Here is a 12,890-nt window from a genome sequence, read left to right on the forward strand (position 1 = left end):
AGTAAATATCTATATTCTCCGCTCTTTCTTTGATTTGTAGTATGTTCTTGAATATTCTATTCCTCCTAGGAGCGTAATAATACTTTTCTTGTCTTTTCTTTCAACTATCCATTCCTTTTTTCTCTTATCATCTTCTTTAATCGCTTTATCTAATTCTTCTAAAAAGTCTTTTATTATATTCCTTCCAAGTTCATCAGTCGATTCTTTAACTACCTCAACAAGTTTTGTAAAATCCCATTCTTTTGACAGCATTTCTTCTACATTTTTTATTAATTTAGTAGTGAAATTTATTAAATGTTGTTGTATAATATCATGTTGTATAATATTATTCAAAAGAGACACCCCCTTATTGATTTGTGTTTTTTCCACTTTTTATTTTACCACAGGGGTTGTCTCTTTTAAATTTTTTGTCCTTTTTCGTCCTACAATAATTTTACACTATGAAATATTTTAATAATGGATAATACATATAAAGACTAAATAAAATTAGGAGGTGAAGCCTTTTAGGCGGGCTATGAAGGAAATTAAACTACATGGAAACAGCATAATAATTGGGAAAGATTCACTAGAATATATTAAAGAACTGCAAATAAAAAGGGCCTTTATTGTAACGGGTGGGAATTCGATGTTTAAAAATGGCGCTATTGATAGACTTACGAATATTTTAAGTGATGTAGATGCTGAATATGAATTGTTTTGCAAAGTTAAAAAGAACCCATCAATAAATACAGTATTGGATGCTATAGAAAAAATGAAGGAATTTCAACCTGATACAGTAATAGGAATAGGTGGAGGCTCTCCTATAGATGTTGCTAAAGCTGCTGCGGTATTTTATGAATATCCAGAACTTGATATAAAGAATCCTGATAATTTGATCCTTCCTAAAATGAGAGAAAAAGATAAGACTTATTGCAGTCCCATCAACATCAGGAACGGGAACTGAGGTTACAAGGGCATCGGTGTTAACTTATGATGATATGAATTTAAAAATAGGGTTAAAGTGTGATGCCTTTATACCTGATGTCGCTGTTTTAGATGCTGCTTTAACCCTTTCAATGCCCAAAAATATAGTAGCGGAAACTGGGATGGATGCCTTAACCCATGCAATTGAATGCTATATAAATAAAAATATAGATGAATTTACTGAAGTTTTAGCTGAAGGTGCGATAAAGGGCTTAATTAGATATTTGCCTTTATCCTATGAATATGAAAATTATGAGTTTAGAGAGAAGGTTCACATATACAGCTCTATGGCAGGATGTGCCTTTTCAAATGTGGGGCTTGGGATGGCCCATGGAATTTCCCACGCGTTAGGTGGCAGGTTCGACCTTTCCCATGGTCTTTTAAACGCTATTGCCCTTCCTTATGTGCTTTTGTTTAATTCAAGGGATGAAAAGGTAAAAGAAAGATTAAATAACATAAGCAGCATGATAGGCAATGATATAATAGAAGAGATAATAAAACTAAATAGAAAAATAGGCATCCCTTTATCGTTAAAGGATGCTAGCCTTGATGAAGGAGAATTTTTAAATGAATTTGAATCATTATTAGAAAACTCTATGAAGGGGTCAACAAGGGTAAACCCTGTTAATGTTACCCTCGATGATATGAGAATAATCCTAAGGTCTATTTATTATGGCAAATTAGAGGATTTGAAAATCCAGTCATAGGCTGTAAGTGCAAGGGCACATGATGCTTTTATCATCATGTCCTTTGCATAGTTTTTTATTGTAGCTTCTTTAAATTCTATGGTTCCATACCTTTCACCATTTTCACATATTCCAATATAAGGATGAACTGTAGGAATCCTATGACTTATAAGACCTATGTCTAAACTTAAAGCTGAAGACAACGGACCATGAATGTTTATTATGCCGCATTCCTTAAGATTATGGGAGGTAAGCTTTATAAGTTCAACATTTTTCTTAAAGGGCATATACTCTGATTCAACTTTATAATCAAAATCACAGGAGTATACTTTAGAAATAAATTTAGCACTTTCTATTATTTTATCCTTTATCTTTTCAAGAACCATCATATCGGTAGCCTTTACTCCAATTGTGCATTCTGATTTTTCAGGTATTATGAAGATATCTTGATTGTCGCAGTTGATGACGTAATTTACAAGATGGGAATTAAATTCGCTTTTAAGATCCTGAATGATGTCTAAAAATTTAATTATAGGATTTAAAGATGATATTCCTTCATTAGGATTAAGATTAAAACTTGCTCTTTTTCCAGCAAACTCAAATTTCATTATGCTCATGGCCATTGAGCCTACGCTTTCGTAAGTTTTTTCACCTGGATGGGCACAAATTATTAAATCCAAGTCATCAAATATATGTCTATTTGATAAAGTAATTTTTAAGGGTAAAGATTCTTCCTTAGGAAGTCCATAGATGATTATTTTAGAATCGATTTTATCTAGGACCCTTGTTAAGCCTAATGCACTGCCTATATTCATTACGCATTGAATATTATGACCATTTGTATATCCTTCCTTAAGGACTTCAAACTCGCAAAAAAAGCCTATTTTCTTGCTGCCATTTCCTATTTCCGCAATAAATGTGTTTTCTATTTGCTGAATATTATTGTTAATGAAAAAGCCATTTTCTTTTAAAAATGTTGTTAGAATATTAAAGGCTTTTTTTTCGTGATCTTTATCGATATTAATGTTATATAAATCATCTAAAAGTGCATAAAGCTTCTCCTTTGAGCTTTCAATATAACCCTTTATTAGATTCCTTTCGATATTTGACATAATTTCACCTCAGGAATATTATTTACATTAATAAGAAATATATGCCTAAGATGTTCACAAGTTTAACGCAATATGATATATTGAAAATAATAGAACTAAGGAGGTTTCTATGGATACGCCGCTTATTAATGGTTTGTTAGAATATATTAATCAGAAGAATATTCCCTTTCATATGCCGGGGCATAAAAATAATGTTAATGAATTTAAAGAGCTAAAGATAATTCAGGAAAATATTTTTAATATGGACCTTACTGAAGTTGAGGGAGTTGATAATCTCCACTCACCAGAGGGAATTATAAAGGATGCTCAGGAGAAACTTTCTAAATGTCTTAAGTCTAAGGAAAGCTTTATGCTTGTAAATGGAAGCACTTCAGGGATTTATAGCATGATTCTTGGCCTTACAAAACCTAAGGATAAAATTATAATTCAAAGAAATTGCCACAGATCGGTTTATTCAGCAGCTTTCTTGGGTGATTTAGAAGTTGAATATATAAATCCTTCGGTATTGAAGGATTTTAACATCCCGGTTTCAATAAACTTAGATGAAGCCTTTAAGGTTATAGAAAAAAATAAGGATGCAAAGGCTATAGTACTTACTTATCCTACATATTACGGAACGTGTTTGGATTTAAAAAGGCTAATAGAATATGCCCATAGGTTTAATATACTTGTTTTGGTGGATGAGGCCCACGGTGCTCATTTCCCCTTTAACTCTAAACTCCCTAAGAGTGCGATGGAACTTGGTGCTGATGTTTCTGTCAATAGCTTTCACAAAACATTGCCATCTTTAACACAAACGGCTGTTTTAAATGTAAATCATGGAGTTGATTCAACAGGAATAAAATATATGCTAAAAATCTTTCAATCTACGAGTCCTTCCTATATACTAATGTCTTCTATAGACGCTGCAAGAAGCATTATGGAGGGGGAAGGAGAAAGGCTTTTAGATGAGGTTATTGGATATATAGAAGATTTAAAAAGGGATATAAGGTATGTTGATGGCTTTAAGATTTTAGATGAAAATTATATCGAAAAAGCAAATATTTATGACATAGATAGAACCAGGATAGTGATAAATTCAAATTTAGGAGGGAAAACTTTAGAAAGCATTTTAAGAAGAGAACACAATATTCAAGTTGAAATGTCGGATCTTTACAACATAGTTCTTATTGGAAGCGTCGGAGATAAAAAGGAATTTTATGATAGTCTAAGGAAGGCATTGTTAAAGATAAAAGATAAATTTCAAGGACACAAAAATACTGACTTTGCAAGCAAAAATCTTAACTATCAAAAAGTCCTATCCCTTAGGGATGCCTATTATATGCCTAAAAGACGGGTAAAGATTAAGGAGGCAAAGGGACTAATAAGCGGAGAGATGGTGGTGCCATATCCTCCTGGCATTCCAATATTAGTTCCGGGGGAAATTATAACTCAAGATATAATAGATTTAATAGATGAGTATAAATCAAGCGGAATAACCTTAAACGGAATAGACGATGTAAATGGAGAATATATTTTAGTAGTAAACGGAGGGTAGTAAATGGGAAAACTTATTATAATAGATGGAACAGATGGAAGCGGCAAAGCAACTCAAACCCAAAGGTTATTTGAAAGGCTAAGGGCGGAAGGAATAAGGGTTAAAAAAGTTGAGTTTCCAAACTATAAAAGTGAATCAAGTTCCTTAATTAAAATGTATCTTAATGGAGATTTTGGCAAAAATCCTGAGGATGTTAATCCCTATGCGGCTTCATGCTTCTACGCTGTCGACAGATTTTCAAGCTACAAGATGGAATGGGAGGAGTTTTATAAAGCTGATGGAGTTATAATAGCAGATAGATATGTAACATCCAATATGGTGCATCAGGCAGCAAAGATAAACGACTTAAAAGAAAAGGAATACTTTTTGGATTGGCTTTATGACCTTGAATATAATAAATTTAATCTTCCTAAGCCGGATCTTGTTATTTTCCTCGATGTTCCTCCGGATATAAGTTTAAGTTTAATTAAAGATAGACCGAGCAAGATGTCGGGGGACATTAAAAAGGACATACATGAAAAAAATTCAGAGTATATTTTAACATCCTATAAAAATGCTGTTTTTTGTGCTGAAAAATATGGCTGGAAGAAAATTCAATGCTATAGAGACGGAAACTTAAGGACTATTGAGGATATACATGAGGATATTTATAAAGAAGTTAAAAAAATATTATAAAGGGGTGTTATTATGAAGCTTGTTATAGCGATAGTCCATGACGAGGATGCTTATGAGCTTGTTGATAATATAACGGAAAAAGGGTTTCAAGTTACAAAGCTTGCAACGACTGGGGGATTTTTAAAATCAGGAAATACTACCCTTATGATAGGTGTTGAAAAGGAAAGGGTAGAGGAGGTTCTAGATATAATTAAAAATGTATGTAAGACTAGAAAAACTATCATTTCTGCTCCATCACCTGTAATGGGAACAGCTGGAGTTTTTGTTCCTAATCCTATGGAGGTTACAATAGGAGGGGCAACTGTATTTGTTTTAGATGTTGATAGATTTGAAAAGTTTTAGGAGTGATTTGGCTTGTTTGAAGTAGTTGGACAAAATAAACTTAAGGAGGTCTTTGATAAAATATTAAAATCCGGTTCCCTTGTAAATTCTAATATTTTAAAGGGACCTGAGGGGATTGGAAAAAGAAATTTTGCTCTTTATATGGCAGCTAAAATATTATGTAAAACCAACGATGCCTGTGGAATATGTCCTTCATGCATTAAGATTAAGCATTTCAATCATCCTGATGTCATTATACTTTCAAAAAAGGATAAAACTATAGGTGTTGAAGACATAGAAGAAATTATAGAAAGGATTCAGATAAAACCCTACGAAGGGGATAAAAAGGTGGTTATAATAGAAAACTTTGAAAATACTACTATTCAAGCTCAAAACAAATTTTTAAAGACTTTAGAGGAACCTGTAGAGGATACAATAATAATTCTTACAGCTAATCACTTAAATTCAGTTTTGGAAACTATAGTTTCAAGGTGCCAAATTTTTAGTTTAAATAGAGTAGATAGTGAAGAAATACAAAGATATTTGATTAAAAAGGGAGTAAACAGTGAAAAGGCAAGGGTTATAGCAAAGCTGAGCGATGGGATAGTAGGAATAGCTGAAAAATATTTAAATGAGGAATATTCTAATTTAAGAAGCGATGTAATAAAAATTGCTACTAAAATTACAAATATTGAGGGTTTGGAGATGACGGAAATAGTAAGATTCTTTGATGATAAAAGGGATTATATTTATGAAATACTGGATATGCTAATAACATGGTTTAGGGATGTTTTGATGTATAAGATTACTTACAATAAGGATGTTCTGATAAATGAAGATTATTTTGAAAGAATAATTGAAGAAAGCAAAATACTTTCTTATAATAAAATAAATGGGATAATTGATATAATCAAAAGAACAAAAGAAAAACTGAACTATTATTCAAATTATCAACTTACAATCGAAGCAATGCTTTTGAATATACAGGAGGTTTAATATGGTAACAGTAGTAGGCGTAAGATTTAAAAGGGCCGGTAAAATATATTATTTTGATCCAGACAACTTAGACATAAATATAGGGGATTATGTTATTGTTGAAACAGCTCGTGGTCTTGAATACGGTGAGGTAGTTATCGGGAAAAGAGAAGTTCCTGAGGAGGATATTGTAGCTCCTTTAAAAAAGGTGTTGAGGGTTGCAACCGATGAGGATAAAATGAAACATTTAGAAAATAAAGCAAAGGAAGAGACCGCCTTTGATATATGTCTTAAAAAAATAGCTGAGCATGGTCTTCCTATGAAACTGATTGATGTAGAATATACCTTTGACAACAATAAAGTTATATTCTACTTTGTGGCAGAGGGAAGGGTTGATTTTAGAGAGCTTGTTAAGGACCTTGCTGCTATTTTTAGAACTAGAATTGAGTTAAGGCAAATTGGTGTAAGGGACCAGGCGAAGATGGTTGGAGGTCTTGGACCCTGTGGAAGACCTATGTGCTGTGCCCATTTTTTAGGGGAATTTGAACCTGTTTCAATCAAAATGGCAAAGGAGCAGAATTTATCATTAAATCCATCTAAGATATCAGGCGTTTGTGGAAGGCTTATGTGCTGTTTAAACTATGAACAGGAAACCTACGAAGAAATTCGCAAAAAAACTCCAACCATTGGTTCTATTGTAAGGACCCCTGATGGCGAAGGAGAAGTTGTAGAAAACAGCATCGTTCATGAAAGGGTTAAGGTTAAACTTAATAAGGAAAACGAGGTTGAAATAAAGGCGTATTCAATATATGATGTGGAACTTATTGAAGGAGAATATGAATTTAAAGAAATATCGGAGGAAGAATTGAAGCAGGAAATAGAAGAAATAGGAGAAGAGGGATTAAACGACCTTTTAGAAGAGTAATTGGAACATTTGACATTTATTTTATTTGTGATAAAATATATTTGAAAAGTGATAGGGGGTGAAAATATGGCATACAAAATTACAGATGCTTGCATAAACTGTGGAGCATGTGCAGCTGAATGCCCTGTTTCATGCATAAGCCAAGGAGATACAATCTATGTTATCGATGCATCAGCTTGCATAGATTGTGGAAACTGCGCTAATGTTTGTCCAGTAGGAGCTCCAGTTCAAGAATAATACATAAGAAAAGGCTGCTGATCTTCAGCAGCTTTTTTGTTGGCATAAAAAGGATTTCTAAAAAATTACAAAAAATTTGTGTGTGATGCAAATAATATATATAATTATAAATAGCTATTATGTTAATAATAGTTAACAATTTTAAATAGGAGGATTTATTCATGGTAGTCAACCAAGCATTAATTAAAAGCAATTCTGAACTAAAAGCTGCAGCAAGAGAGCAGTTAAAGGGAAATTGGGGAGTGGCAATATTAATTTGCGTAATAGCAGGACTTATAGGAAGCATTATTGGATTTATTCCTTATGTTGGACCGCTTTTAGGTATTATAATTTCTGGACCACTTGCCCTTGGGCTTGCTATAAGTTTTTTAAAATTAGCAAGAAGAGAACCACTTAAACTTGAAAATTTATTCGACGGCTTTAAAAATTTTAAAACGGCATTTTTAACTCAACTTCTTATTGCTATATTAATTTTTTTATGGACATTGCTTTTTATAATTCCAGGAATTATCGCTGGTTTCAATTATTCTATGGCTTTTTATATAATAAGTGATAATCCTGAAATCGGTGCAATGGAGGCCATAAGGAAAAGTAAAGAAATGATGCGTGGCTTTAGATGGAAGTTATTCTGCCTAAATCTTAGTTTCATAGGCTGGGTTCTTTTATGTGTTCTCACACTTGGTATCGGATTTTTATGGTTACAACCATATATGAATGCATCCTTTGCAAATTTTTATCAAAATTTAAAGGAAGTTTATGCAGATCAAAAGGAAAATAATATACCTCAAGAATAAGAAAATATGCCTACAGATGTAGAATGATGGGTAGGTACAAAAGTATCTACCCTTAAATCTTTTTTATAAGGAAAAGTATGCTTTTTTATTAGCTTTAAATATGCTATAATGTATGAGTAATCGTTTGCATAAGGGGGATTATGATGAAAAAAGAGATGACAGCATTTTTATTAGTTTTTTTTATTATTTTATTAGCCTTTATTTTTCTAAGGAGTAGGTTGGGATCTAAAAGTTCAATAAAAGTATTTAAGGAAGGGAATCGGATAGTTATTAAAAAGGGAGAGGATATTAAAATAATAGAACTTTATGATTATAATATCATAAGAGTTAATTATCTTCCTAAAGGTGAAGAAAGCCAGGATACATTGGTAATTCAGGGTTTTCAGACACAGGTTACAAAGAAAGATTTTGAATTTAATTCAGGGGATATAGAATTGGATGGTTATAGGATAAAAATAAATGAGGATACAGGAATGATTAGCATATTTGATGATGAGAATAAATTGATATTAAAGGAAGATGAAAAAAATACATATAAAGATAAGGTGAAATTTATCCACAATGCAGGGGATAACTTTTATGGAATAGATAGTTTTAATGTAGATCAAAAATCAAGTTTTAAACTGATATTAAGAAACAGTGGGGGAAATGCAATTGCAGGAAAACAAGGACATGCAGGTGGGCCCTTTGTATGGTCAACGTCTGGTTATGGTATTTTAGTTGATTCTGATTCAGAAGGGGCATGGTTTGATATAAATGATGAATATGTTGAGTTTTTAGGTAATTCTAAAAGGGATTTTGAATATTTTGTTTTCCTTGGGGAGCCTAAGGATATATTTAGGGCTTTGTTTAAAATAAGCGGAAGATATCCTTTATTTCCTAAATGGTCTATAGGATTTATGAATACTGAGTGGGGAATAGATGAAAGGGAGCTTATAGAGACTATAGATACATACAGAAAAAAGGAAATTCCTATAGATGCATTTGTCCTTGATTTTGATTGGAAGGCGTGGGGAGAAGAATTAGGGGAATTTCGATGGAATCAAAAAAAGTTTCCAAACGGTCAAAGTGGAAGGTTAGCGGAAATTTTAAGAAAAAAAGGAATTAAACTTGCAGGTATCTTTAAACCAAGGATTCATATTGATACAAAATCAGGTAAATTTGCTTTAGAAAAGGGATATTTTGTTGATAAGAAGCCCTATGAGGATTATTTTTCAAAGAAGTTAGTTAATGACCTTGACTTTTCTAAAGAGGAAGTTAGAAAATGGTTTTTTGAAAATACAAAGGAGGCCTTTGATTCAGGAATAATAGGCTATTGGAATGACGAGGCGGATGAGGTTAACAATACCCAGTTTTTAAATATGCAAAGGGCTTTATATGAAGGACAAAGGGATTACACTAACAAAAGGGTATGGTCTTTGAATAGAAACTTCTTTTTAGGTTCCCAAAGATATTCCTACGGAATTTGGTCAGGGGATATAGATGCATCTTCTTATACTATGGCAGCTCAAAGGGAAAGGCTTTTAAGTTCAGTGAACATTGGAGCTGTAAAGTGGGGAATGGATACTGGAGGATTTAGAGGGGAGCCTTCAGAGGAGACATATATAAGATGGGTTCAGTTTAGTGCCTTTACACCTATATTTAGGGTGCACGGTGATTTAAATCAGCAAAGACAGCCATGGGTATTCGGCAAAAAGGCAGAGGATTTATGTAGAGAAGCTATAAGATTAAGGTATAAATTAATTCCGTATATATATTCCTATGAAAGAAAACTGTATGATGAAGGTTTCCCCCTTGTAAGACCTTTGGTATTTGATTATCCTAAGGATAAAAATGTAATAAACTATGTGGATGCGTGGATGTTTGGGGAATATCTTTTAGTGTCTCCTGTTGTTGAGGAGGGGCAAACAGAAAAGGAAATATATCTTCCTGAGGGGGAATGGATAGATTATTTTAAAGGAACAGTATATAAAGGTGGACAAAATATTAAATATAAAGTAAATTTAGATACCCTTGAAGATATTCCTCTTTTTATAAAAAAAGGTGCTATAATTCCAACGCAGGATGTAGCAAATTATGTTGAGGAAAAGAAGATAGAGAATATTTATTTAGATATATTCCCGGATTATAAGTGGAGCTTTTTTGACTATTACGATGATGACGGAGAAACATATAACTATGAGAAGGGAGAATATTTTAAACAAAGGATAGGTGCCATAGATGCTAAAGACTATGTTGAAGTAAATATATCAGAAAAAGAAGGAAGTTTTGAGCCACATTTAAAATATTATTTGATTAGACTACACAGGAATAATTTAAATGAAGTTAAAGTAAATGATATAAGCATTACTAAATTAAATAATTTAGAAGAGCTTTTAAGCTTTGAAGGAGAAGGGTATTTTAAGACAAGGGACAAATTCGGAGAAGCATTATGCATTAAGATAAATGCAGGTCTGAATAAAAATATCATTATAAAATAAAGGGAACGCTTTGGCGTTCCCTTTATTTTTAAGGCATACAAAGAGGTGCATAAGAATAATTATTTATGAGAAAACAAATCCTTTTGGAGGTCTATATGAATTATATTTATGTTTATGCTCTTTTAATACTTTTGGGAATTGTGATTTTTTTAAGGCTGTTTTTTTATAAAAAATATAATTTTAAAGTTTCAAAGGTGAAACCTAAGCTAACTTTAGCTATTTTAACTAAAAATAATGAGAAGTTGTTAGATACGATTTTAAATTATGATATTAGTTTTTTTGATGAGATATACATTTTTGACATCGGTTCTATAGACAATACTTTAGTAGTAGCAAGGGAGCATGCGAAAAAGGATAAAAGGATAATAGTAAAGGATATTAAAAGGGCAAGCATGTATAATGATTATTATAGCATAATAAGAAATAGTCTAAAGAGCGATTCGGTATTACTCCTTAATCTTATCGGCATCGATAAAGAAAATCCCCATGTTTATGTTCCGGATATTTTTAAACCCATTAACGAGTTTAAAAATAAAGCAAAAATGAAGTTGGATTCAAGGATCAATGGGATATTTTTGCTTGAACATGATATGCTTGAAAGGCAAAAAAATAATTTGATTTTAAAGGAGTATATTCAAATGGCTTTAATAAATATAAAAGAAAGTTTAAAGGTGAATTCAAAATATGGTGAAAGGGATGAAGAAATATCTTATATCGATAAAGTAATCTATGAGATAGATCTTTTAATAAAGCTTATGGGGATTACCATAAATAATGATGGGGAATTAGATGAGAACTTAGCAAAGATATTCAAGGAATATAGTGAAAAAAATAGGGTTCTAATTAATTTCAAAATAATTGGGAAAGTGAGGTATTTCAATGAAACTATAAATAATTTAATATTGCAAATTGTTCAAGAGCTTCTTTATACGGTGTTTCATTTTAATTATTCTATATATCTTGATGTTTATGAAAGATATGGGAAAATTTATCTTCTTATGTTGAAGTTTGATTGGATAGGTAATTTTGAGGATTTTATAAACAATAAAAATAGCCTTAGCTATTATGTTTTGCAATCAATTAAAAACAGATTAAATTTAATTTCGGGAGACTTAAAAATAAAGAATAAGGGTTACAAGGTAAATATTTTAATTGAAATACCTATAAAGAACATAATAAAAGATATCTGCGATAGATAATATTAATTTTGAATAATCACAAAGTTATTATATCCTACATAAGCTAATTTAAGAAGGAAGTTTATGGAGGATTAAAGTTGATTGGAATTTTGTGTAATAATTCAGATATGGACTTTTTTAAAGATTTTGTTGAAAAAAATGTTAAGAATGAGGAAGTTTTGACTTTTAATATACAAGATTTAGACTATGAAAAAAACAATGTAAAAGGAATATTAATTAAAAAAGATATTATAATATATGACTATTTCAAAATACCCGATATAATCTTTAATTTTTCAATCCAGTATAATAGATTAAATATTAAAAAGCTAAGAAATTTAGTTGAAGATGAAAAAATTAAAATGTTCAATTCTAGCAATAATGTTAATCAATATATGATTTATGAAATATTAAATTCAAATGAAGTTTTTAAATCGTATCTTATGAGTTATAGGCTCATCGATAAGAATACTATCTTATTAGAGGCCAGTTCTATAAAAAATAATATAATTATTCCTATTAAAGGAACAAAGAATTTTATTTATATTGAAAAATCTGGAGAATATTATGAGATTTATAAAGAAAACAATATTGAAAGAGTGTCAAAATTAGGTTTTAAAAATAGTATAAATAGGGTTCTTAAAAAGAAAAGATTTTTAGTTATAGATTCACCTAAATTGATTAAGAATAATCAGCCTTTTATTATTAGAATATACCTTCAATCAGGTAAAAAACAAAGCCTAATAATTTATGAGATACCCTTGTTTGAAAAATATAACTTATCATCAAATATTACACAATTAGTTGAGGCATTAAGCATCAAGATGTTTGACTATATTAAGAAATTTTTACCAAATTTATTTTTGATTTATTTCGATTTTATATTTGATTTAGGCGAAAATCCATATTTTTTAAGAATGGGCGGAGCAGATATAAGCTTATTTAATGAGGAGATAAAAAATGAAATATATAAAAATATTATTGAATTAAGCTTTGCATTAGAATAA

General features: G+C 31.1%; 14 protein-coding genes. 12 read left to right on the plus strand and 2 right to left on the minus strand.

Annotation, left to right across the window (positions count from 1 at the left end):
• Positions 1 to 9: 9 nt before the first annotated feature.
• A complete protein-coding gene (locus tag CAAU_RS04640) occupies positions 10 to 333 on the minus strand; it encodes a UPF0236 family transposase-like protein (RefSeq protein ID WP_008908271.1) in 324 nt (107 codons plus the stop codon).
• 181 nt (positions 334 to 514) lie between these two features.
• Between CAAU_RS04640 and CAAU_RS15375 the strand changes: the two genes are divergently transcribed.
• Together CAAU_RS15375 and CAAU_RS04645 are read left to right on the plus strand one after the other, a co-directional pair.
• Positions 515 to 943, plus strand: a complete 429-nt coding sequence (locus tag CAAU_RS15375; protein WP_008908272.1) for an iron-containing alcohol dehydrogenase — start codon at positions 515 to 517, stop codon at positions 941 to 943.
• On the plus strand, positions 909 to 1,670 hold the full coding sequence (locus CAAU_RS04645; protein WP_278244333.1) for an iron-containing alcohol dehydrogenase: 762 nt from the start codon (positions 909 to 911) through the stop codon (positions 1,668 to 1,670). Before CAAU_RS15375 ends, CAAU_RS04645 begins: the two co-directional genes overlap by 35 nt.
• Here the strand turns inward: CAAU_RS04645 and CAAU_RS04650 are convergent.
• Positions 1,634 to 2,761, minus strand: a complete 1,128-nt coding sequence (locus CAAU_RS04650; RefSeq protein WP_008908274.1) for a zinc-binding metallopeptidase family protein — start codon at positions 2,759 to 2,761, stop codon at positions 1,634 to 1,636. The two genes, CAAU_RS04645 and CAAU_RS04650, sit on opposite strands and share 37 nt — an antisense overlap.
• Positions 2,762 to 2,870: 109 nt before the next feature.
• On the opposite strand from CAAU_RS04650, the gene CAAU_RS04655 reads away from it, so the two are divergent.
• The 10 genes from CAAU_RS04655 (at position 2,871) to CAAU_RS04700 (ending at position 12,890) form a co-directional block, all read left to right on the plus strand.
• A complete protein-coding gene (locus tag CAAU_RS04655) occupies positions 2,871 to 4,298 on the plus strand; it encodes an aminotransferase class I/II-fold pyridoxal phosphate-dependent enzyme (RefSeq protein WP_008908275.1) in 1,428 nt (475 codons plus the stop codon).
• 3 nt (positions 4,299 to 4,301) lie between these two features.
• Positions 4,302 to 4,973: a dTMP kinase gene (locus CAAU_RS04660; RefSeq protein WP_008908276.1), complete on the plus strand. Its 672-nt coding sequence runs from the start codon at positions 4,302 to 4,304 to the stop codon at positions 4,971 to 4,973.
• A 12-nt stretch (positions 4,974 to 4,985) separates the two neighbouring features.
• Positions 4,986 to 5,315, plus strand: coding sequence for a cyclic-di-AMP receptor (locus tag CAAU_RS04665; RefSeq protein WP_008908277.1), 330 nt, complete (start codon positions 4,986 to 4,988; stop codon positions 5,313 to 5,315).
• Between the two features lie 12 nt (positions 5,316 to 5,327).
• Positions 5,328 to 6,290, plus strand: coding sequence for a DNA polymerase III subunit (locus CAAU_RS04670; protein WP_008908278.1), 963 nt, complete (start codon positions 5,328 to 5,330; stop codon positions 6,288 to 6,290).
• 1 nt (position 6,291) lies between these two features.
• On the plus strand, positions 6,292 to 7,194 hold the full coding sequence (locus CAAU_RS04675; RefSeq protein WP_008908279.1) for a PSP1 domain-containing protein: 903 nt from the start codon (positions 6,292 to 6,294) through the stop codon (positions 7,192 to 7,194).
• 66 nt (positions 7,195 to 7,260) lie between these two features.
• Positions 7,261 to 7,431 carry a DUF362 domain-containing protein gene (locus tag CAAU_RS04680; protein WP_008908280.1) on the plus strand — a complete coding sequence of 57 codons (171 nt, stop codon included), beginning with the start codon at positions 7,261 to 7,263 and terminating at the stop codon, positions 7,429 to 7,431.
• A gap of 161 nt (positions 7,432 to 7,592) precedes the next feature.
• Positions 7,593 to 8,225, plus strand: a complete 633-nt coding sequence (locus CAAU_RS04685; protein ID WP_008908281.1) for a DUF975 family protein — start codon at positions 7,593 to 7,595, stop codon at positions 8,223 to 8,225.
• A gap of 143 nt (positions 8,226 to 8,368) precedes the next feature.
• Entirely contained in the window at positions 8,369 to 10,705 is a 2,337-nt protein-coding gene (locus tag CAAU_RS04690) for a glycoside hydrolase family 31 protein (protein WP_008908282.1), read from the plus strand.
• 95 nt (positions 10,706 to 10,800) lie between these two features.
• Positions 10,801 to 11,904 (plus strand): glycosyltransferase family protein, encoded by a 1,104-nt coding sequence (locus tag CAAU_RS04695; protein WP_008908283.1) that lies wholly within the window; start codon positions 10,801 to 10,803, stop codon positions 11,902 to 11,904.
• Between the two features lie 77 nt (positions 11,905 to 11,981).
• On the plus strand, positions 11,982 to 12,890 hold the full coding sequence (locus CAAU_RS04700; protein WP_008908284.1) for a hypothetical protein: 909 nt from the start codon (positions 11,982 to 11,984) through the stop codon (positions 12,888 to 12,890).

The sequence above is a fragment of the Caloramator australicus RC3 genome, assembly GCF_000297115.1.
Lineage (GTDB): Bacteria > Bacillota > Clostridia > Clostridiales > Caloramatoraceae > Caloramator > Caloramator australicus.